Consider the following 22,928-nt stretch of genomic DNA (forward strand, 5'->3'; position numbering starts at 1 on the left):
AATTCGGATGCCAAAAGGAACAGATAATAAAGTTTTAGCGCAAAATCGTAAGGCGAATCATGATTATACGATTTTAGATACGATTGAAGCAGGTTTAATATTAACGGGAACGGAGATTAAGTCGGTTCGTCAAGCTAGAATGAATTTGAAAGATGGTTATTGTAGTTTTAAAAATGGAGAAGCTTTTTTAGTAGGGGTTCACATTAGTCCGTTTGAGCAGGGGAATATTTTCAATCATGATCCGCTTCGTACGAGAAAGTTGTTATTGCATAAGAAACAAATTCAAATGCTTGAGCAAGAGGTAAGACAGGCAGGAAATACGGTTGTTCCATTGAAGGTTTATATTAAAAATGGGGTTGCCAAGTTGTTGATTGGAATTGCGAAAGGTAAGAAAAACTATGATAAACGTGAAGCGTTAAAACAAAAAGATATAAAACGAGATGTACAGAGAGAGTTAAAAAACTATAGGTAGACTACGAAAGACTTCCTGAGATAGTAGCATAGGACGGCAGCAGACCTTTGGTCTCATGCCTAAAAATCAAGCCTAGGGTCTTGATTTTTCCTTGTGAAAGTAGCCGAGTTTCGGCTGCTTTCACGCATGCTACTATGAGGAAGTCTTTCTCCGTTTTTCCGTAAATTAATGAGGGTACGTTTAGGAGGTGGACTTCCTTTATAGTGACAAAGGACGGCAGCAGCGCTTCGGTCTCATGCCTAAATTTCGAGCCTTGGTCTCAAAATTTCCTAATAATAGTAGCCGATGTTTTGGCTGCTATTATGCATGCTACTATAAGGAAGTCTTTCACGCATGCTACTATGGGAAGTCTTTCTCCGTTTTTTCGTAAGGAAAAGTAGAGTGCATATTATCACTTCCTGTCATGCAGAAAAACTATGGAGTATAATAGTTAAAAACTATATTAAATATTCATCTAAAGTTGTTGACAATAGCTTGAATATATATTATATTATCTACAACAGATAAATAACTGATGCAATGAACAGATAAGTAAATAAAAGCGAACGTAAAAAGAGAGTCCGGTTGGTGAAAAAGGATGCAGGAACTTTATTGAAAATGGTCTGGGAGCAACAGAAGTGATGAAGCTTCTGCGAATGGTGCCCGATACCGTACTAGAGTATAAATATGTACTTATAGAGTAACAAGCTGTGAAGTTTGTTAAAAATAGAGTGGTAACGCGATCCTTCGCCTCTAGTTAAAAACTAAGGTGGAGTTTTTTTATGGCTCAAATACTTATAACATCAATTATCTGATTCGACGATTGACGGAAAGCGCGCCCGTTAATCATCATTAATCAATGGAAAAGAAAAGGGGAATTTATTTATGAACATTTCAAAATTAATTAAAACAGCAGCGTTAGGATTAGTAGCTACAACATTAGTAGCATGTGGAAACGGAGCATCTCAATCAAAAGATACAGCAACAACAGCAGCTCCAAAAGTAGAAGATAAAAAGATTACAGTAGTAGCTTCACCAGCACCACACGGTGAAATTTTAGAAGCAGCTAAATCAATTCTTAAAAAAGATGGATATGATTTACAAATCAATATCGTAAACGACTACGTAACACCTAACCAAATCGTGTTCGGAGGAGATGCAGATGCTAACTACTTCCAACATACACCTTACTTAGAAAAATTCAATAAAGAACACAATGAAGATTTAGTAAGTATCGGTAATGTACACATTGAACCAATGGCTATTTACTCTAAAAAATATAAATCTTTAGCAGATTTACCAGAAAACGCAACAGTATATGCTTCAACAAACCCAGCTGAAGTTGGTCGTTTCTTATCATTCTTCACTAAAGCAGGTTTAATTAAATTAAAAGATGGTGTTAAACCAGTTGACGCTCAATTAAGTGATATCGTTGAAAACAAAAAGAACATTCAAATTAAAAATGAAATCGCTCCTGAATTATTAGTTTCAACATTTGAAGCTAACGAAGGAGATGCAGTAATTATCAACTCAAACTTTGCAATTGATGCAAAATTATCTCCTAAAAAAGATTCAATCGCATTAGAAGATGAAAGTTCACCATATGCAAACTTAGTAGCAGTTAAACCAAAAGATAAAGATTCAGATAAAATCAAAGCTTTAATCAAAGCATTACAAAGTGATGAAATCCGTAAATTTATCTCTGATAAATATTCAGATGGGTCTGTAATTCCTGCAAAATAATGGATAGAATAAAAGGTGTGGCACGCGCTATTTTGCCACACCTTTTTAGAGTATAAGGAGAAGAATGATGATTAAAATACAAGAAGTTTCTAAAATTTATCATGGTAAACAAGGAACAGTTGAAGCAGTAAAAGATGTTTCGTTAGACATTAAAAAAGGTGAAATTTTTGGAATTATTGGTTTTTCAGGAGCAGGTAAAAGTACATTAATTCGTTTATTAAATGGTCTTGAATCTGTTACAACTGGTCATATTTTTGTCAATGATAAAGATATTACTACATTAAAGAAAAAAGAATTATTACAAGAACGTCGTAAAATTGCGATGATTTTCCAACATTTCAATTTATTATGGTCACGTACAGTAGAAGAAAACATTGCTTTTTCATTAGAAATTGCAGGAGTAGCAAAAGATGTTCGTCAAAAGAAAGTAGCAGAATTAATTGAAATTGTAGGCTTAACAGGAAGAGAAAAATCTTATCCATCTCAATTATCTGGTGGACAAAAACAAAGAGTGGGGATTGCTCGTGCATTAGCCAATGATCCAGAAGTATTATTATGTGACGAAGCAACAAGTGCATTAGACCCAAAAACAACAAAAGATATTTTGAACTTATTAGTTGAAATTAATAAACGTCTAGGATTAACGATTGTATTAATTACACATGAAATGCATGTTGTTCGTCAAATTTGCCATCGTGTTGCTGTAATGGAACAAGGAAGAGTTGTTGAAACTGGAGAAGTATTGGAAGTGTTCAAAAATCCTCAACAAACTATTACAAAACAATTTGTTGGTGAAGAACGTTCTGAACAAGATTTAGCAGATGTTTTTGATCATTTATCAACTTCACTTCGTCCGGGAGTAGCTGTTCGTATTCAATATTTAGGGGATACAACAGCAGAAGGAATTTTATCAGAAGTTATTCGTAAACTAGATGTTTCAATTTCGATTTTACAAGCGCATGTAAATGTAACGCAAAAAGGTGTGCTTGGAAGTATGATTATTTTAATTGAAGAAGACTCTGCTAAAGCTGAAGAAGTGATTGATTACTTAAGAAAAGCAGAAATTATTGTGGAGGTACTAGAAAATGTTTAATGTGTTTTTAGCTCAAACGAGTTTTTCAGAATTATTCCAAGAGATGATTAGTTTTAAAAATGTAGATTGGAATGAAGTGATTAAAGCGACAAATGAAACAGTTTATATGAGTTTTCTATCTACTTTCTACGTATTTATTATTGGTTTAACATTAGGGTTATTTTTATATTTAACAAGTCCGGGTAGAAGTTTAGAAAATAAATGGGTGAATTTATTCCTTTCTGGAATTATTAATATTTTCCGTTCGGTTCCATTTATTATTTTACTGGCTTTATTAATGCCATTTACGAAAGCGTTGATGGGGACTATTTTAGGGCCTAAGGGTGCGATTCCTACTTTAGTCATTAGCGCAGCTCCTTTCTATGCTCGTTTAGTGTCTATTTCATTAAATGAGATTCCTTCTGGGGTTGTAGAAGCGGCTGAATCGATGGGGGCTACGACTCGTCAGATTATTACGAAGGTGTTAATTCCTGAATCTCTTCCTGCATTAGTGTCTGGTATTACGGTAACAACGATTGCGTTAGTGGGTTCTACTGCTGTTGCGGGTGTTATTGGTGCTGGGGGATTAGGGAACTTGGCTTATATGATTGGTTTTACTCGTAATAAGCAGGATATTATTTTTGTAGCTACGGTTGCGATTTTAATTCTTGTATTCTTGATTCAATTTGTCGGAGACTATGCAGTGAAGAGAATCGACAAACGTTAGAAATTTTGAAATAGACTTTGCGTGATAATAGCACCGGACGGCAGCAAACAGCTTTGCTGTTTCATGCCTAAAATTCGAGCCTTGGTCTCGAATTTCCCGGTAATATAATCTACGTGTGTAGATTATATTACTTATGCTACTATGCAAAGTCTTTTCTTATGGACGTATATTTATGAGAGTCCGTATATAAATTAGACTTCCCAAGTGTAGTAGCAGGGGACGGCAGCAAACCTACGGTTTCATGCCTAAAAATTGAGCCTGTAGTCTCAATTTTTCCTGTCATATAAGCCATTTCTGGCTTATATGACTAGTGCTACTAAGGGAAGTCTTTTCTTGTGAACGTTTTTTATTTAGAGTACGTATCTGAAATAGACTTCCTTTAGTAGTAACGGTTGTACGTTTCCTTGTTAATGCCGTCACACAATCTTTTATCCGTACAAAAAATAAAAATACAACGGACTTTTCAAGTAGCATTGGTAATAGAAACTGTTACATCAGTTTCTATTACTGGGAAATTTGAGACCGAGGCTCAAATTTTAGCCAAGAGATTCGCAAAGCGAAGCTACTGGCGTCCATTGCTACAGCCCCAAAAGTCGGTTGTATTTTATTTTTTATATAAATGATGCAGATGAAAATAACCTTTTCATGAAATTTACATTATTTACATAAAGACAAGTGGTTGACAAGTGCTTGTTTTTCCTTTATCTTATGTATGCAAACCGGTTCCACATCGTGGTTCCCAATTGAAAAAAGAAAGGATAGTTCAACATGAATTATGATGTAATTGCAAAAGAAGTCCTTGAAAATATCGGTGGACGTGAAAATGTTCAATCTGTCGCACACTGTGCAACACGATTAAGAATTATGGTTCTTGACGAAGCAAAAATCAATAAAGAAGCCATTGACCAATTAGAAGGTGTAAAAGGAGCATTCTTTAACTCAGGTCAATACCAAATTATCTTCGGAACAGGAACAGTCAATAAAGTCTATGAAGCTGTTGCTCGCTTAGGAGTAGCAGAATCTTCAACAGCACAAATGAAAGAAGAAGCGAAAAAACAAGGGAACTTATTCCAAAGAATGAGTAGAACATTCGGAGACGTATTCGTTCCAATTATCCCAGTTTTAGTAGCAACAGGACTATTCATGGGATTACGAGGATTATTAACAAATCCAATTTTCCTAGGATTATTCGGAATGACACCTGACGTCATCGACAAAAACTTCTTATTATACACACAAGTATTAACAGACACAGCCTTTGCATTCTTACCAGCATTAGTAGCATGGTCAACATTTAAAGTATTCGGCGGTTCACCAGTACTTGGAATTGTTTTAGGATTAATGTTAGTAAACAGTGCCTTACCAAACGCTTATGTAGTAGCTGCCGGTGGAGCAGAGCCAATTGTATTCTTTGGTTTCATTAAAGTAGTAGGTTACCAAGGAACAGTATTACCAGCATTCTTCGTAGGAATGATTGGTGCTAAATTAGAAAAATGGTTACGTACAAAAGTTCCAGATGCATTAGATTTATTAGTAACACCATTCTTAACATTCTTAGTAATGAGTGTTCTTGGATTATTCATCATTGGACCATTCTTCCACTCAGTAGAAACAGTCGTATTAAACGCAACTGAGTTTGTTTTACAATTACCATTTGGTCTAGCAGGAATTATTATTGGTGGATTACAACAAGTCATCGTAGTAACTGGAGTACACCACATCTTTAATTTCTTAGAAACACAATTATTACAATCTTCAAAAATTGCTACAGGAGTGGAATTAAATCCATTTAATCCAATTATTTCAGCAGCAATGGCTGCACAAGTAGGAGCAACATTAGCTGTTGCTTTCAAAACAACAGATACAAAATTAAAAGCTCTAGCATTACCATCAGCATTCTCTGCTGCATTAGGAATTACAGAGCCAGCAATTTTTGGGGTTAACTTACGCTTTGGTAAACCATTTGTAATGGGATTAATCGGAGGAGCTACAGGAGGATTCTTAGCAGCTTTATTCCAATTAAAAGCAACAGGTATGTCTGTAACAGTATTACCAGGGATGTTATTATTCTTAAATAGCCAATTCCCATTATATGTATTAGCAATCGCAGTAGCCTTTGCAGTAAGTTTTGGATTAACATATACAATCGGTTATAGCGACGATATGTTGAAAAAATAAAAACAGTAAAATGTAAAAAAGAAAGTCGAAGCGTCACATGATAGCTTCGACTTTTATGTAGATGAGGAGTATCAATGAGTTTAGTAAGAAAAAGTAATACTGGAAAATATGGTTTAGTGTATCATATTGTTCCTCCTTATGGATTAATGAACGATCCAAATGGATTAATTTATTTTAAAGGACAATATCACGTATTTTTCCAATGGAATCCAACAGATACAAAGCATGCGAATAAACATTGGGGACATCTTATTTCGGATGATATGATTCAATGGAAAAGAGTCGAATTAGCATTAGCGCCAGACCAATGGTTTGATAAAAGTGGGGTATATTCTGGTAGTGCATATGTTCATAATGATCAATTATGGTTATTTTATACAGGAAATGTAAAAGATGAAGAAGGAAATGCATCAAGTTATCAATGTTTAGCAGTCTCAGAAGATGGGATTCATTTTGAAAAGAAAGGTCCATTATTTGAACATCCAAAAGGTTATACAAGACATGTGCGTGATCCAAAAGTTTGGTATGATTCTCGTGTCGATCATTACTGGATGGTTGTAGGAGCTCAAACGGAAGATTTAAAAGGAGATACATTAGTATATCGTTCAGAAGATTTACTTCATTGGGTATTGAATGGTTCTATTAGTGTTGAAGAAAAAGACTTCGGATATATGTGGGAATGTCCAGATGTGATTACATTTGAAGAAAAGGATGCATTTATTTATTCTCCGCAAGGAATTGAAGCTCAAGGAGAACGATTCAATAATTTATATCAAACTGTAGTGCAATTAGGTCAGTTTACAATTGATGGAAAATTTGTTGTGGAAGAGGACAACGTAACTGAAGTTGATGCAGGATTTGATTATTATGCTCCGCAAAGTTTCCAAGCAGAAGACGGTCGCATTCTTCAATATGGTTGGATGGGAATTCCAGAAGGAAAAGAAGGCCTTATCCCAACAATTCAAGATGGCTGGATTCATACGTTAACCATTCCACGTGAAGTGTCGGTTCAAAATGGAAAATATCTTCAAAAACCTGCACGTGAATTATGGGGTTTAACAACAGATGTTCAAAAAATCCAATGGAATGCGACTCGATTTGAATCGGTCTTTTCTTCACCTGCACAAGTGTGGACAGTGAATTGGAAAGAAGCCGTTCAGGACAAATTAACGATTCAATTACGCAATGAAATTTCAATTCAATATGATGCAGAATCTCAAGTGTTGTCTGTCAGCCGTACCGATTGGGAAACAGGAGAAAAAGAAACAAGAGAAAGAACCTTACAATCTCCTTTGCAACATCTAAACGCATGGATGGATTACTCAAGTTTAGAATTATTTGTTAATGAAGGAGAAGAAGTATTTACGCTTCGATTCTTTACAGAAGAAGATTCTTTAGACTTCCTAATTCAACAAATAGTTGAACAAGAAATGGTGATTGAAGTCTATAGTATGAAAGAAAGTGGATTTATCGTAGAGTAAGGCACTACAAAAAAATTCCGTTTTGAAATGAAGTAATGAGAGTCGTATGAGTGAGAGATACAAAAGAATTTTTTCCGATACGTAGGATGGAAGCAACTCGAAGTGGAGGGCTCATACTATTCGCTATCGGGAATGTTTTTTTGTGTGACCAAAACACTTGCTTTCTAGCCGTTTTTTCGGTAGTATAATGCATGGAATAGTAAGTTCTTTAATGGGTACAGAAAGTTCTTCATGGCTGAGAGAGAACCCCCGCTTTTAGAATTGAACCTACCAGAATATTGATTATGAAAATAATCCGGTTCACGTACCGTTATCACGTTCCAAGAGACATTTAACAATGAAAATGTAATTAAAGGTGGTACCGCGAGTCATTCGTCCTTTTATAGGGGGAATGGCTCTTTTTGTTCCACAATCATTAGAAAAGGAGTGCTACTATGGCAGAAAAAACAAACTTACAAAGAGAAGATTTCTCAAAATGGTATATTCAAACCATTCAAAAAGCTGATTTAATGGATTATTCACCAGTGCGTGGATGTATGATTTTTAAACCAGATGGTTATGAAATTTGGGAACATATTCAAGAAGAATTTAACCGTCGTTTTAAAGAAGAAGGAATTCGTAATGCATACTTCCCAATGTTAATTCCAGAAAGCTTCTTCACAAAAGAAGCAGATCATATTGAAGGATTTGCGCCAGAATTGCCATGGGTAACAGAAGCAGCAGGTGAAAAATTAGAAGAACGTTTAGCATTACGTCCAACAAGTGAAACAATGATTGGGACTGCATTCTCAAACTGGATTAATTCATATCGTGATTTACCATATGAAGTAAACCAATGGGCAAATGTATTCCGTTGGGAAAAGAAAACTTTACCATTCTTACGTACATCTGAATTTTTATGGCAAGAAGGACATACAGCTCATGCGGATGAAGCAGATGCACGTCGTCGTACAATGAAAATGTTAGATATTTATAAAGAAGTAGTAGAAGGCGTATTAGCTGTTCCTGTTTATGAAGGACAAAAGACTCCATCAGAACGTTTCGCTGGTGCGGTAGATACTTACTCAATCGAAGCAATGATGAAAGACGGAAAAGCTGTACAAGCTGGAACTTCTCACTATATGGGTACAAAATTTGCGGAAGCATTTGATATTAAATATTTAACAAAAGAAAATGAGCACGTACATGCACATACAACTTCATGGGGAGTTTCTACTCGTTTAATCGGTTCATTAATTATGACACACGGAGACGAACAAGGATTAGTATTACCTCCAAAAGTAGCGCCAACACAAGTAGTCTTAATTCCAGTTGGACCATGGAAGAAAAATCCAGCCATCTTAGAAAAATTAGAAGAGTTACAACAACAATTAAAAGCAGCAGGCTTACGTGTGAAAATTGATGACACAGACAACTCACCAGGATTCAAATTCAATGAATGGGAATTACGTGGAGTTCCAATGCGTATTGAATGTGGCCCACGTGATTTAGAAAATAATCAAGTCATGACAAAAATGCGTGACTTAGATGAAAAAGTTGCGGTAGGTTTTGATGTGTTAGTAGAAACAATTCAATCTGAATTAGAGAAAATGCAAGGACGTTTATTAGAAACAGCTCGTGCAATGCGTGCTTCTAATGAATATACAAACATTGATACTTTAGATGAATTAAAAGCTCATATTGAAGCAAAACGTGAAGCTGGCGAAGTGCCTGGTTGGGTATTAGTTGGTTGGGATGGAACAGAAGAAACAGAAGCGAAAATCAAAGAAGAAACTGGATTTACGACTCGTAATATTCCATTCAACCCTCCAGTGAAAAAAGAAACATGTATCGTGTCAGGAAAACCAGCAACACAAACAGTATGGATTGCTAGAGCGTACTAATAATAAGATGCGAAGAAAGATGCTCTGAATCGAACTGAAACGAATGTTGATTCACTCTTTCTGAGCCGGATTAAATAAGGTGCGAAGAAAGATGTTCTGAATCGAACCAAAACGCACGTCGATTCACTCTTTCTGAGCCGTATTCAAACAATGTGAGAAGAAAAAATATTTGAAAAAAGGATTGAAGAGGGTAAAGGTGCAACAAGTAGCACGAATTGCCCTCCTTCACACTTTTTAAACAAAAACTAGAAAGGAAGTGCTCTATGCCCGTATTGGCTATTGATACCTCAAATAAAACTTTATCGGTTGCCATTGTCAAAGATGAGGGAACGATTGTTGAACAAACAGTTCCAGACACTTTACAACATAGTGTCAAACTAATGCCGGCAATTCAAGAAGTACTTCAAGAAAGTCAAGTCAGTATGCAAGAACTAACAGGTGTGATTGTTGCCAAAGGACCAGGTTCGTATACTGGACTTAGAATTGGAGTAACAGTTGCAAAAACTCTTGCGAAGACATTGCGCATTCCGCTAAAAGCTGTCTCAAGTTTACAAGCAATTGCTACAAATGTTGTAGAAGTTGTTCCTGAGGGAACCTATGTTGTTCCATTTTTTGATGCTCGTAGAGAAAATATTTTTACGGGTCTTTATCAAGTGAACCAACAGTTTCCTCAATTAATAGCCCCAGAACGTCATATTTCTTGGGTGGATTGGTTAGAAGAGTTAGCGACTTATGAAGCAGCTCTTTATTTTGTAGGACAATTGACAGATGCACAAAAAGAGTTGGTGGTAGAGAGATTAGGAGATAAAGTGGTATTTTCTAAAGAAAGTGATGCTATTGCTCATGCCGGACTCTTTGGTAAATTAGCACAAGATGCACCAGAAGAAGATGCGGACGTTTTTGTGCCAACGTATTTAAAATTAGCGGAAGCAGAGGAAATTTGGAAAGCGAGCCATCAAGAAGAACAGGAGACAAACTATGTGGAGCGCATGTAAAGATTGGACACAATCTTTATGGCAACAATTAGAAAAATTAGCAGAACAAGCAATTCCTGTAGGAGACTTTGTCGTAACCGAATTGCCTCAGCAATCAAAACGAATTCCTTTATCGAATGGATTAATTGCGACGATTCGCCTTGCTACCATCGAAGACATTGATACGATTGCCTATGTAGAAGAAGAAGCGTATATGGGAAATCCACCTTGGATGAGAGACGCTTTTGCAGAAGATTTAACGTATAATACAAAAGCAATTTATATTGTTCTTGAAATAGATGACGAGATTCAAGCGTTTATCGGTGCAAGAGTGACAACGAAGGACCTTCATATTACGAATATTGCTGTTCATTCGGATATTCGATTTTTAGGATGTGCAACTTTATTAATGAAGCAATTAGAAAAGTATGCACGATTTTTAGAACAAGATTTCATTTCCCTAGAAGTCAGAGTTTCCAATACTAAAGCCATTCGTTTATATGAAAAGTTTGGATTTATTCAAACAGGGTATAAAGAAAAATATTATAAAAATGAAGTAGAGGATGCGGTACTGATGACTTATCCATTACCCCCTAAAACACCAGAATCCTTCTCATCATCAGAGTTTTCGTTTAAACGATTGACAGTAGAAGATGATGTAGCAGAACAGTTATACCAATTAGTGCAACAACATTATGAACAACCTGGACATTGGAGTGCAAAAGCGTTCCAAGAAGATATTACTTCTGAATATGGAGCTTATTATGGTGTCTATCATGTCGATACATTAATTGGATTTGTTGGGATGCAAGTCGTATTAGATGAAGCAACGATTACTAACATTGTGATTCACACAGGATTCCAAGGGAAAGGACTTGCCCAACGTTTATGGCAAATGGCTTTATATGATTTAGGGTTGCAAGAAGTCGCAACAGTATTTTTAGAAGTGCGAGAATTTAATCATCGTGCTCAGCAATTATATGAAATTTTAGGATTTGAGTGTTATCATAGAAGACGTGATTACTACAAAGATCCGCTAGAAGATGCCTTACTCTATCGATTAGAACTCAAGAAAGGAGCATGTGAACAATGACAAAAGAAGTTGTTATATTAGCTATTGAAAGTAGCTGTGATGAAACAAGTGCTGCAGTTGTTGTGAATGGTCGTACCTTATTATCAAACATTGTCGCTTCTCAAATCAAAAGTCATATGCGATTTGGAGGAGTTGTACCAGAAATTGCCAGTCGTCATCATGTGGAACAAATTACGCAAGTGATTGAAGAAGCATTAGTGCAAGCTGGCAAAACAATGGAAGAAATCGATGCAGTAGCGGTGACGATTGGTCCAGGATTAGTAGGAGCTTTATTAATCGGGATTTCAGCTGCAAAAGCAGTAGCGCTAGCAGCGAACAAACCATTAATTGCCGTCAATCATATGGCAGGACATATTTATGCAAACCAATTAATTGAACCGTTACAATTTCCATTAATGGCATTAGTCGTGAGTGGCGGGCATACAGAATTAGTTTATATGCCACAAGACGGACAGTTTGAAATTATCGGGGAAACACGAGATGATGCAGCTGGAGAAGCCTATGATAAGATTGGAAGAATTTTAAACTTACCTTATCCAGGTGGAAAGAAAATGGATGAATTAGCGCATATTGGAGAAGATGTTTATGATTTCCCAAGAGCGATGATTCATGAAGACCATTATGACTTTAGTTTTAGTGGATTAAAATCAGCGGTTATCAATCGTATTCATAATGCAAAACAAAAAGGCGAAGAAATTGTTCCAGAAAATGTTGCGGCAAGTTTCCAAGCAAGTGTTGTAGAAGTATTAGTAGAAAAAAGTAAACGTGCGTTACAAGAATATCCTGTGAAACAATTTGTGTTAGCAGGAGGCGTCGCAGCAAATCGTGGACTTAGAACAGCATTACAAGAGATGATGAAAAGTCATTATCCAAGTGTAACGTTCTCGATTCCACCAATGAACTTATGTGGCGATAATGCTGCAATGATTGGTGCAGCTGCGTATTCAAAATGGTTAGAACAAGATTTTGTGGCGATGGATGTCAATGCAATGCCTGGTCTAGAATTAGGGGATTAGGGGAAGTTCGGTTGGCAATTTTATACTAAGAAAATCCATCAAACCTAATAAAAATAGTTGCATTATAGGTCTAAGCATGCTATTATACTTGTGTTGCTTTATGCATAAAAATAAATAACTCTGGATTAGGCAATAATTCAGGGCAGGAGGAATAGAAAATGAAACAAGGAATTCACCCAGAATATCGTCCAGTTGTTTTCATGGATACAACTACTGGATTCAAATTCTTATCAGGTTCAACAAAATCATCAAACGAAACTGTACAATGGGAAGATGGTAACGAATACCCATTATTACGTGTTGAAATTACTTCAGATTCTCACCCATTCTATACAGGTCGTCAAAAATTCACACAAGCAGACGGACGTGTGGATCGTTTCAACAAAAAATACGGTCTCAAATAAGAAGACAATTAACAAACCTTTCTCGAAATCGAGAAAGGTTTTTTTGTGTTTAATCGGGGGAGTGGAAACTAGCTCATACTATGTGAAAAAACGATTTAACTAATAAATTAAATAGTGAAAAAACGTTATAAAACATTTATTTTATGTAAAAAATAAATAAACGAAAATTTTCACAAAAACGTTGACATGATGCAGTTTGAGTACTATTATGAGCTGTGATATACAGCTTTTTTCATAAAAAACAAGGGAGTGTCATTGTGAAAAAAAGAAAGTTATTAAACGGTATTTTAGTATTCATTTTAGTGTTCTCTCAAATATTATTTCCGGTAAAAAAAATCTGGGCTGAGGAAATAGATCCAACAGTCACTTATCATAAAACAATTACACCAATGAGAGATAGTAATGGAAATACAATTCCAGACCAATATGAATTGATGTTAGACATCACTTCAAATAGTGGACAAAATATTACGTATCAACCATTAGATGTTGTTTTTGTAGCGGACTTATCAGGAAGTATGGGGGATAAAATAAGTGAACAGGAAAAGGTAGTTAGAATTGATGCGTTAAAAAAAGCATTAAATGGAAGTAATAATCAACCCGGTTTGATAGATTTACTTCTTTCTAATCCAAATAATGAAAATAGAGTTTCCTTAGTGGGATTTGCTGGGAGAGCAGATAATGACCCTCATCTTTGGAATGGTGGATATACAGAACCAAAAGATCCTGGTGATAAACCAAGAGTTCACGGTTTTTTATCGGGAATTAGACAATATGATGATGCATATACTTACTCTAATTGGACCACAGATAAGATAGCTCTTAAAAATGTTGTTTCTAGAATCCAATTGGCTTCATATGAGTCTTGGGGGAATGAGCCCTTAAATACAATAGGAACAAATACTAATGTAGAAGCTGGTTTAAGAAATGCGATAGAATTACTAAAAAATGCCAGAGGGAATGCTAAAAGAATTGTTATTCTTTTATCTGATGGAGAAGCTAATATGTACTATAACAAATATGGTCATAGTGTTTTTAAATTTCCAACCAATAAAGGTGGTTGGTTCCAAAATAGATTATATGGAAATATATTTCAAAAACTTAAAATAATATCCCCTGCAGTACATGGTTTTTATTCAATAGCATTTGCGTATAAAAATGGTTTTGATACGTTAGGATGGATTTCAGCAAAGGCAAAAGAAATTAATCCTAATATTAATGCTGAAGAATTATATGCCAATACTGAGCAAGAATTGATTGAACGATTGAATGATATTACACGAAAAATAAGACCATTAGGAATCAGAAAGGTAACAATTACAGATACTTTATCAAAATTCGTGACATTACTTCCGAATAATGCTTCAAATCTTCGAGTCGTTAAAATAGTAAATGGAGTTGAAACACCTTTAACAGAGCAAGAAGCAAGAGTGACAACAGAACAAAATCAGCAAGGGCTAATGTCTGTTACTGCACAATTTGCTGACGATTATCGAATGGAAGACGGTGTCAAATATGCACTGAAATTCACCGTTAAATCTTCTCAAGAAGCATTAGATGCGATTACAGGAGATAAGAAAGTTACAGCTTCTGATGCGCTAAACGGAGATAAGACAAAACTATATTCGAATCAATCAGCAACAGTAACTTATACTTATGGAATTGAGAAAGAAAAAACGAAAACTCTTCAATATTCTGAAGTGCCAAGTTTTAGCCCGTCTACTCCTTTAAATATTCCGGTAAAAGTTGAGTGGAAAGATGCACGTGGGGGAACGAATGTTACAGCAACAAAACCAAATTCGATTACATTAGGACTAACAAAGAAAAATAAAACAGGTGGACAAGATACACCGAATTATCGACAAATTACAATTCCTCAATCGAATAAAGGAGAAATTCAAAACGTTGCTAAAGGGTATGAATATCAAATTGCTCCGCAAGAACTGTCTGAATTTGATGCAAAAGTTGAAAATGTTGGAACAATAGATGCATCTTCTTTCAAGGTGACGTATCAACAAAAACCGAGCTTAACCATTCAGAAAAAATTGACAGGAGAAGAAGTTCAGCAACAAAAATATAACGTTAAAATTGAATTACGTGATAGTAATAATAGAGAGTTGTCGGGAACATATGGTGGATTAACATTTAAAAATGGTGTTGCGAATATTGAACTTCGACCAAATACACCGATTCAGCTCTCGTATCTTCCAAGAGGAGCTCATTATACCGTTACAGAGGATGAAAAATATGCAGGTCATTATAAAATCGATTACTCTGTAAAACAAGGAGTATTAACGGAAGATAAGACAGTAACGATAACCAATCAAAAATATCCTAGCTTATCCATTACAAATAAGGTGAGCGGTGAATTAGCAAATTATCAACAAGATTTTGAAATGGAAATTCAAATTACTGGATTGAAAAACAAACAAATAAAAGCACAAAAAGGAAATAAAGAAAGTGTTGTTTTATTTTCTAATGATCGAGCTACTGTAAGTTTGAAACGAGGAGAAACGATTCGGTTTGATGATCTTCCAATTGGAGCTCATTATGAAGTTCGAGAATCTTCACGTTCTCAAAGAGGGTATACAGTCACTTATGAAAATCAGAGTGGACAATTAGATTTTGATAAGCAAGTTCGAGTTATCAATAAACGAGTGTCTGTTCCAGCAACGGGATTAGACATATTGGATTCATCTAATATGATGCTCATGATAGTTGGGTGTATCGGGGTTTTAGGTTTATTAGTGATGATTACGAATAGGAGAAGAGTCTAAATGTTAAGTAGAAGAGAAAGTTTACAACTGAAAAAAGTCAAAGAAGAAAGACCAAAGAGAGGGAAAGGTCCTCCAGGAATTAAAGATGACATCATTTATCTTCTAGGAAAAATAGTATTTGTTATAGCAACATTAGCAATTTTATATTTCTTTTTGTTTGGAATTATTCGCTACAATGATGATGGAATGAAACCAGCTTTAAAAGATGGAGATGTAGTAGTTTATTATCGATTAGATAAGAAATACTCAGTGGGAGATTTGCTAACGTATGAATATAAAGGGAAACTTCGTGTTGCACGTGTCATTGCAACAGCAGGAAGTACGATTGATATTAACGAAGATGGATTAATTGTCAATGGTTCACCCCAACAGGAGCAAGATATTTATAAAGAAACTTTGCTTTATAAAGAAGGAGTAGAATTTCCACTTAAAGTACCTGAAGGAAGTCTATTTGTGCTAGGAGATAATCGAACGTCAGCAGTAGATAGTCGTGTATTTGGAGCAATCCCAATTAAAGATACACAAGGAAAAGTGGTCACAATTGTTAGAAGAAGAGGATTTTAAAAAGAGGAGAATTAGGAAATGAAAAAAACAATGATGAAAAAAATTGTAACAGGTGTAGTAGCAGCGGGAACAATCTTATCTTTATTACAAGTACCAAATGTATTAGCTGAAAATGAAGTAGCAAGTTCTCAAAATGAAAAAAATGTTGTTGTCAAAGTGAATAAAGAACTAGATATTGCAGAAGGAATTACTACTCCAACAGCCACATTTACATTTAAATTTGCTCCAAAATCAGGGCAAAATAGTGCAAATGTCCCATATGAAACAGTGACACCAACAAATGGAACAATTCCAAATCGAACAGTTACTTACAATGGAAGTGATACACTTCCGCAAGGGAAAACAGCCATTACAAAAGCAACAGATGATATTTTTGCAGGAGTAACTTATGAAAATGCTGGGGAATATGTGTATACAGTATCAGAAGAACAAACAGGTTGGACAGCTTTAGCTAATAATATTGATACATTAACATTTGATACAAAAACATATGAAATGCACGTATTCGTTAAGAACAAATCTCAAGGAACAGGAACATATATTTCTAATGTTTATTTCGTAGATACAACTGCTGGAAGTACAACAGCTGCAACTGCTAAAAAAGCAGGAAATGCTGAACCAGGAACAGAAGGTGGTTCAAAAGTCTATAAATATGATTTGTTCAAAAATAAATATACAAAAAAAGCAGGTAAAACTGGTGACTCACCATCAACTATTAATCCAAATGCAGATGCATTAACCATTACAAAAAAAGTTGCTGGGGGATTAGCAAGTAAAACTAAAAACTTTACTTTCAAATTAACATTCAAAGCAGCTTCGACAGATGAAACTGGAACTTATACTGGTACAAAAGGATCAGAAAAAATTCAATTTACAAAAGATGTTGAAAAAGAATTCACTCTACATGATGGCGAAAGTTTAGTATTCCCTGATTTACCAGCAGGTACAAAATATACCTTAAAAGAAGAAGGAGCTTCAGGTTATACACCATCTTCAGCTTATAAAGAAAACGGAACTCTAAAGAATGGTTCAACTGGAACTCAATCACAAGCTTACACTGTTGCAGATGTATTAATTGGGGAAAAAGAAAACAATAATATTGTAACGAATACATTACCAGAAGTTACACCAACAGGTTTATTAATTGATAATCTTCCATTTATTATCATGATTGGATTAGGATTGTTTGGATTTATTTTAGTAGCAAAAAGACGTAGAGAAGCGGAATAATTAAGAGATGAAGACGAATCAGGAAAAACCAAAGAAAACTATTTCAAGACATATTGTTCTGTTTCTAGATAATTTATTGAACCATATTCTCTTGCTTGTAACAGCGTTAGTTTTTCTATTTGGATTTTACGCATTATGGGATTCGAATCAAGTCTATTCATTAGCATCCTCAAGTGAGTATGAAGCGTATCGCCCTGTATCTTCGTCTCAAAAAGATGAATTAGCTAGCTTTTCGGGATTTGAAAAACTTCAAAAGTTAAATCCAGAAGTTATTGGTTGGATTAATGTTTATGGAACGAATATTGATTATCCTTTAGTACAAGCAAAAGATAATGAAAAATATTTAACACGAGATTCAAAAGGAGAATTTGCTTCTACAGGAGCTATCTTTTTAGATGCTCGAAATAACCCGAAGTTTGAAGACTTTAATACGATTATTTATGGACATCATGTAGAAAATGGAGTCATGTTTGGAGATGTAGCGAAGTTTTCAGATAAGGAATATTTTGAACAACATCACTATGGAAGCATCTTTTACAATGGACAGGAAAAAGGACTTGAAATATTTGAAATGTTGGAAGTGGATGCTTATGATTTCAATATTTATGATCCAGGGATTGTAGGAGAAGAACGTCAACAAGAGTATATTCAACATTTGCTTTCTGTAGCGCTCAATAAACGAAATATATCTATAGGAAAGAATGATCATATTATATTATTGAGCACATGCTTTCTAGATGTCACAAATGGTCGCCATATTGTCGTTGCGAAAATTACGGATGATGTTCCTGAAAATACATTCCATACGAAAAAATCAAAACCATTCCCATATAGTGTGTTTGATGATTCATCCTTAGGAAAATATTTATCATCCATTCCATTATGGATTTGGTATATCATTATATTAGTATTAATCATTGTAGTATTATTCTTACTCGTAATATTAGTGTTAATGCTACAACAACGTAAAGAAAGAAATCGTTAAAAAATAAGGATGGATAGTGAGTGATGACTATCTATCCTTTTTGATTAGAGGTGGATTTGTGAAGAAGATTATAAAGATGATTACTATCAGTTTTATTCTATTTTTTATACATACTTCACTTGTGTTGGCGGATGAATTAGAGAACTACAATCCAATTGACCATCATGAAGAAAAAGGATTTTATCAGTTACAACAAAATCATCCGGATGTAAAAGGGTGGATTAGTATTGATGGGACACATATTGATTATCCGTTACTGCAAAGTGAAGATAATGTAAAGTATTTGGACCATAATGCATTTGGAGATTATGTAGTGACAGGTTCAATCTTTTTAGACTATCGTTTTAATGCTAATTTTACAAATTTTAATACTATCATTTATGGACATCATGTTCCAACAGGAGATATGTTTGGAGATATCAAAAAATTTACAGATATAGATTTCTTTGAGACACATCGTTATGGAACGATTTATTACAATGGTGAAGAAAAGGAATTGGAAATTTTCGGAATCTTAGAAGTGGATGCTTATGATATGAATATTTATCGCCCTTTATCCGATAACATAGAAGAAAACCAAGCGTATTATCAATATTTATTGTCAAAAGCAACATATAAAAGGGATGTATCGGTTACTTCAGAAGATAAGATTTGTTTATTAAGTACGTGTTTTGTAGATGTAACCAATGGAAGACATATCTTATTAGCAAAAATTAATCCTGTTTTTAAGAAAGAGCAGATAAATTCATCGTCAAATCCAACGAATCTTCCTCAACAAAGTGGTGTTTCTAAATGGATTTTTTATGTCGTGTTATTGTTACTAGTAATGATTATTTTTTTGTTAGTCATTATTATTATTTTGCTACGACGTAGCCATGTTAAAGAATAATAACTATTTTTATATATAAAAATATATAATGTTTAAGTAGTTTAAAGAATAATATTGAAAATTTTACTAGTGTATAAGGGGGAAATTTCTGGAAATGTTGATATAACAATAAAGGTAGCGTTTTCAAAAAAAAAAAAATAGACTGTTTTTTTGTTGCAATTTTATTGAGTTTCCTTTACATTTAGAGTGTTATAAAATTAGTATACAAAAAGAATATTTCCGAATGAAAAGCGAAATATTCTAGAACTAGGAGGGGTCATATTGAAAAAGAATCAAAATTTACGTGCAATTCAAGCACAGAGATTTTTGAGATATAGTATCCGTAAATTTACGGTTGGAGTTGCCAGTGTAGCAATTGCTTCTGGATTAGCTGTACTTGGTGGTACAAATGTACAAGCAGCTGAAGAAGTAAATACACATGCAACGGAAACGAAAGCTCCAGATGCTGGAGAGAATATTAAAATCGATGTTGCTGAAAAAGTCAACACTTCAAAATTATCCGAAGCGATTGCTCGTTTAGAAGCAGCTTTAGAGAAAGCTGCATCAACTGAAAAAACAGCTTCAGCAATTGAGTCTGCAAAAGCAGAATTAGCAAATGTAAAAGCTGTAGCTGCAAATGAAGCTGCAACAAAAGAAGAAGTAGCAAAAGCTACATCAGAAGTAAATGGTAAAGCATTCGTTGTTGAAAGTATGCCAAAAGCAACTGCAGACAAGAAAGAAGAAAAAGAGAACAAAAACCAAGATCCAAGAAATGGAAAAGCCATTCCAGGAAAAGGTGAGAGTGGGTTCAGAGATACAGGGACGGTTGCAGATGGTACTGAAAATCCTGTTGTTGTAAATACAAACGATATTACACAAAAAGCTTCTGAATTAGAGGCAGAAATCGCAAAAGTTGAATCTTTAATCTCAGCTGAAAATGCTAAAGGAGAAGGGAAAACAGATAAAGAGTTCGTAGGAATATTAACACAGGTAAAAGAGTCTGCACAAGCTGTTAAAAATAAGGGAAACAACATTCCAACAACAGAAAAAGAAAAGCATACACTTTTACAAGAGTTAAAAGAAAAAGTAGATTTATTAAAACTATACCAAGCTAAAAAATTAGACTGGGGAGCACCTGCGAATAATCACTTAGCAAATTATGGGAATAATCCATCTAATGCAGTAATTAGTAATTTAAATGATACTTTTGGAACACCTGATTTCTCAAATGCTACATCACATACAAAACGTGTAGAAAATCAAGCTTCGGGTATAAATGGTGCTATTAATTTGGGTTCAGCAACTTATCATTGGAAACAAAAAGAAATAACTGCTGATGAAGCAAAAGCAGGAGCTTTAGGCGGCTGGAAGATTGTAGATAAAGAAGGCGCAAACACCGTAAATATTGTTAAACCAGAAGCACCTACTGAAATAGAATATAAAGCAGGACAATCAGCAACCACATATGCACCAAAACCAGCAAAAGTTTATGATAATAACGGTCATGTTACAGCTACTGGTGGTCAAAACAGACCAAATGCTAGTGGTGGAGTACTAAGATATATGATTAGTACTGATCGTTTGGGAAATGAAAGTATAGGAAAAGTTAATAAAGATTATTATGTAGAATTAAAAAAACAAGGAACAACTATCTATAAAGATTTCGACGTAAACCCTAACTCTCATTTGTATGCTAATCTTGTCTTTTCTAGTGCTTATGGTAAATTAGGTTTGACTTCATCAGGTGAAAAAATAAAAATGAGAATAGTGGATGCATATACAGGTCAACCATTATCAGAATTAACTAGAAAAGATGGAAAAGCTTCAGATACAGAATTTATTGGACAACCTGGCTCAGATTCGGATGGTTTTGCTGCATTATGGCGTGTAGTAAAAGTGCCTGAAGGGACGACTAAAGTACGTGTATTTGTAGAAGCAGGAGATCAGCCAACAACTTCTGATTACTTGAATGGTCATAAGGTTGAAGATGGATATATAGTTGCAGGACTAGGATTAACTCCAGGACCAGCACTGACTTTAACAACGACAGTTGCTTCAGGTAAAGATAAAGAAGCATATGGTTATACAGAGGATTCTATTTATAAAAATGCTCAAAAAGGAACGTTTAATGTAACGCTAAGTAATAATGGTGGAGTAGGAGTAATATATCAGACTAAGTATGAAGTTACTTTGAAAGTTCCTAAGGGTATTAAGTTAGGTACATTACAAGGAACAGACTTAAATGAAGTAAATGGCAAAAGTTTATTTGCTCCAAGTTATACTTATGACTTTAAATATAACAAAGATACACGAGAACTTACTTTTAAAATTGATTTACCAAAACGAGATATTAATCCAACAAGTGGTAAATCCAACACTGTTACAATACCATTTGAAGTAACGCCTGATTTTGTCGGAGAAGCAACTTTTGAAGTAGTAGGGAAAAATGGATTTGGAGGAAAAGATAAATTAGGAAATATGATCTTACCGTATGGAATAGTTGGTTCGAATAGATATGATACTCCAGTGAATGTAAATGCTAATAGTTTAGAAACTTCCGATAATCCAGACTATAAATATAATCGTAGTATTTATATTGATTCTATGACAGGAAATAGCACTATAACTGTACCAGTTGGAACGACTTTTGAAAAAGCAAAAGAGGCAGCAAAAGTAAGTGCTGAAGAATTAATAAATTCAGAAGCTTATAGAGAAAAATTAGCAACATTAAAATCTACTGCTGCTCTAAATTTAAGTGAAACAAGTTTAATTGCAATGGTACAAGGTTATTCTACAGCTGCTGTAAAAGAAAATAGTGGAACTCTAAAAGTACCGGTTACTCACACTGTTGGAGGTAAGAAATTTAATAATCAAATAGACATTAATGTGAATGTAGTGGCATCTACTACGCAACAGAAAGTTGTTTTTGAAGGAGATACAATCCAAAATGATGATATTAAGGGGAAAATAACTCCTGCTACAGTTCCTGGATATACAGCTGTAGTTAATGATGTTCAAAATATGCCGACAACAACTGGTAAAGCTGGACAAATCATTAATGTTGAAACAACAGTATCTTATACGAAGGGAAATGTTGTACTTCCTGAAACAGTAACAGTTCCTGTGTTGGTTTTACCAAAAGCGACAGGTAATGTAGAAGTACAAAAAGGAGCTTCAGTAGATAAAGTTAAAGAAGTAGCGAAAGCAAAAGCGACAGAAGTAGCAACATCAGCTGACTTCAAAGCTAAATTACCAGAAGGCTCTAAAGATGTAGTGGTTGGTGAGATTACAGAAGAAGTTTTAGCAAGAATCACTGCAGAAAAAGGAACGAACAAAGGAACTGTTAAAGTTCCGGTAACTTACACAGTAGATGGAACAACTTATACAAAAGAGGCAGAAATTACGGTTAATGTACTAGGTTCAGAACCAAAAACAGTATACACTGTAGAAGGAACAAAACCAGACGCTGAGAAAGTTAAGAA

General features: G+C 34.7%; 16 protein-coding genes, 1 pseudogene and 2 other annotated features. All 17 genes and pseudogenes read left to right on the forward strand.

Features of this window, described 5'->3' with window-relative positions; genetic code table 11:
- Positions 1 to 7: 7 nt before the first annotated feature.
- Entirely contained in the window at positions 8 to 472 is a 465-nt protein-coding gene (smpB, locus tag RYL55_RS02810; protein ID WP_315007083.1) for an SsrA-binding protein SmpB, read from the forward strand.
- A 510-nt stretch (positions 473 to 982) separates the two neighbouring features.
- Positions 983 to 1,209, forward strand: a binding site (T-box leader).
- Between the two features lie 127 nt (positions 1,210 to 1,336).
- Complete coding sequence (locus RYL55_RS02815) at positions 1,337 to 2,194, forward strand: MetQ/NlpA family ABC transporter substrate-binding protein (protein ID WP_315007085.1); 858 nt, start codon at positions 1,337 to 1,339, stop codon at positions 2,192 to 2,194.
- A gap of 67 nt (positions 2,195 to 2,261) precedes the next feature.
- A complete protein-coding gene (locus RYL55_RS02820) occupies positions 2,262 to 3,287 on the forward strand; it encodes a methionine ABC transporter ATP-binding protein (protein ID WP_315007087.1) in 1,026 nt (341 codons plus the stop codon).
- Positions 3,280 to 3,993 carry a methionine ABC transporter permease gene (locus RYL55_RS02825; protein WP_315007089.1) on the forward strand — a complete coding sequence of 238 codons (714 nt, stop codon included), beginning with the start codon at positions 3,280 to 3,282 and terminating at the stop codon, positions 3,991 to 3,993. Before RYL55_RS02820 ends, RYL55_RS02825 begins: the two co-directional genes overlap by 8 nt.
- A 768-nt stretch (positions 3,994 to 4,761) precedes the next feature.
- Positions 4,762 to 6,153, forward strand: a pseudogene (locus tag RYL55_RS02830) (sucrose-specific PTS transporter subunit IIBC); the annotation flags it as partial.
- A gap of 92 nt (positions 6,154 to 6,245) precedes the next feature.
- Positions 6,246 to 7,652, forward strand: a complete 1,407-nt coding sequence (locus RYL55_RS02835; RefSeq protein WP_315007092.1) for a glycoside hydrolase family 32 protein — start codon at positions 6,246 to 6,248, stop codon at positions 7,650 to 7,652.
- Positions 7,653 to 7,830: 178 nt separating this feature from the next.
- Positions 7,831 to 8,035: a binding site (T-box leader), on the forward strand.
- A gap of 51 nt (positions 8,036 to 8,086) precedes the next feature.
- Positions 8,087 to 9,535, forward strand: coding sequence for a proline--tRNA ligase (gene proS / locus RYL55_RS02840; RefSeq protein ID WP_315007094.1), 1,449 nt, complete (start codon positions 8,087 to 8,089; stop codon positions 9,533 to 9,535).
- A gap of 263 nt (positions 9,536 to 9,798) precedes the next feature.
- On the forward strand, positions 9,799 to 10,530 hold the full coding sequence (tsaB, locus tag RYL55_RS02845; RefSeq protein ID WP_315007096.1) for a tRNA (adenosine(37)-N6)-threonylcarbamoyltransferase complex dimerization subunit type 1 TsaB: 732 nt from the start codon (positions 9,799 to 9,801) through the stop codon (positions 10,528 to 10,530).
- A complete protein-coding gene (gene rimI / locus RYL55_RS02850) occupies positions 10,514 to 11,602 on the forward strand; it encodes a ribosomal protein S18-alanine N-acetyltransferase (RefSeq protein WP_315007098.1) in 1,089 nt (362 codons plus the stop codon). Before tsaB ends, rimI begins: the two co-directional genes overlap by 17 nt.
- Positions 11,599 to 12,618, forward strand: a complete 1,020-nt coding sequence (tsaD, locus tag RYL55_RS02855) for a tRNA (adenosine(37)-N6)-threonylcarbamoyltransferase complex transferase subunit TsaD (protein WP_315007100.1) — start codon at positions 11,599 to 11,601, stop codon at positions 12,616 to 12,618. Before rimI ends, tsaD begins: the two co-directional genes overlap by 4 nt.
- 158 nt (positions 12,619 to 12,776) lie before the next feature.
- Positions 12,777 to 13,022: a type B 50S ribosomal protein L31 gene (locus RYL55_RS02860; RefSeq protein WP_006703870.1), complete on the forward strand. Its 246-nt coding sequence runs from the start codon at positions 12,777 to 12,779 to the stop codon at positions 13,020 to 13,022.
- A 257-nt stretch (positions 13,023 to 13,279) separates the two neighbouring features.
- The gene (locus RYL55_RS02865) at positions 13,280 to 15,799 is read left to right on the forward strand and encodes a vWA domain-containing protein (RefSeq protein WP_315007102.1); all 2,520 of its coding nucleotides are present in this window, start codon (positions 13,280 to 13,282) and stop codon (positions 15,797 to 15,799) included.
- Positions 15,800 to 16,363: a signal peptidase I gene (lepB, locus tag RYL55_RS02870; RefSeq protein WP_315007104.1), complete on the forward strand. Its 564-nt coding sequence runs from the start codon at positions 15,800 to 15,802 to the stop codon at positions 16,361 to 16,363.
- An 18-nt stretch (positions 16,364 to 16,381) separates the two neighbouring features.
- Positions 16,382 to 17,593, forward strand: coding sequence for a DUF5979 domain-containing protein (locus RYL55_RS02875; protein WP_315007105.1), 1,212 nt, complete (start codon positions 16,382 to 16,384; stop codon positions 17,591 to 17,593).
- Positions 17,594 to 17,600: 7 nt separating this feature from the next.
- Complete coding sequence (gene srtB, locus RYL55_RS02880; protein WP_315007107.1) at positions 17,601 to 18,578, forward strand: class B sortase; 978 nt, start codon at positions 17,601 to 17,603, stop codon at positions 18,576 to 18,578.
- 58 nt (positions 18,579 to 18,636) lie between these two features.
- Entirely contained in the window at positions 18,637 to 19,467 is an 831-nt protein-coding gene (gene srtB, locus RYL55_RS02885) for a class B sortase (RefSeq protein WP_315007109.1), read from the forward strand.
- A gap of 261 nt (positions 19,468 to 19,728) precedes the next feature.
- Positions 19,729 to 22,928, forward strand: a 3,200-nt coding sequence (locus RYL55_RS02890; RefSeq protein ID WP_315007112.1) for a YSIRK-type signal peptide-containing protein, incomplete at its 3' end; no start/stop codon positions are given.

It is taken from the genome of uncultured Granulicatella sp. (assembly GCF_963515615.1).
Lineage (GTDB): Bacteria > Bacillota > Bacilli > Lactobacillales > Aerococcaceae > Granulicatella.

Coding starts and splice junctions, on each gene's coding strand:
- smpB (WP_315007083.1), top strand. CDS start 8: ATGCCAAAAGGAACAGATAATAAAGTTTTAGCGCAAAATCGTAAGGCG.
- RYL55_RS02815 (WP_315007085.1), top strand. CDS start 1,337: ATGAACATTTCAAAATTAATTAAAACAGCAGCGTTAGGATTAGTAGCT.
- RYL55_RS02820 (WP_315007087.1), top strand. CDS start 2,262: ATGATTAAAATACAAGAAGTTTCTAAAATTTATCATGGTAAACAAGGA.
- RYL55_RS02825 (WP_315007089.1), top strand. CDS start 3,280: ATGTTTAATGTGTTTTTAGCTCAAACGAGTTTTTCAGAATTATTCCAA.
- RYL55_RS02835 (WP_315007092.1), top strand. CDS start 6,246: ATGAGTTTAGTAAGAAAAAGTAATACTGGAAAATATGGTTTAGTGTAT.
- proS (WP_315007094.1), top strand. CDS start 8,087: ATGGCAGAAAAAACAAACTTACAAAGAGAAGATTTCTCAAAATGGTAT.
- tsaB (WP_315007096.1), top strand. CDS start 9,799: ATGCCCGTATTGGCTATTGATACCTCAAATAAAACTTTATCGGTTGCC.
- rimI (WP_315007098.1), top strand. CDS start 10,514: ATGTGGAGCGCATGTAAAGATTGGACACAATCTTTATGGCAACAATTA.
- tsaD (WP_315007100.1), top strand. CDS start 11,599: ATGACAAAAGAAGTTGTTATATTAGCTATTGAAAGTAGCTGTGATGAA.
- RYL55_RS02860 (WP_006703870.1), top strand. CDS start 12,777: ATGAAACAAGGAATTCACCCAGAATATCGTCCAGTTGTTTTCATGGAT.
- lepB (WP_315007104.1), top strand. CDS start 15,800: ATGTTAAGTAGAAGAGAAAGTTTACAACTGAAAAAAGTCAAAGAAGAA.
- RYL55_RS02875 (WP_315007105.1), top strand. CDS start 16,382: ATGAAAAAAACAATGATGAAAAAAATTGTAACAGGTGTAGTAGCAGCG.
- srtB (WP_315007107.1), top strand. CDS start 17,601: ATGAAGACGAATCAGGAAAAACCAAAGAAAACTATTTCAAGACATATT.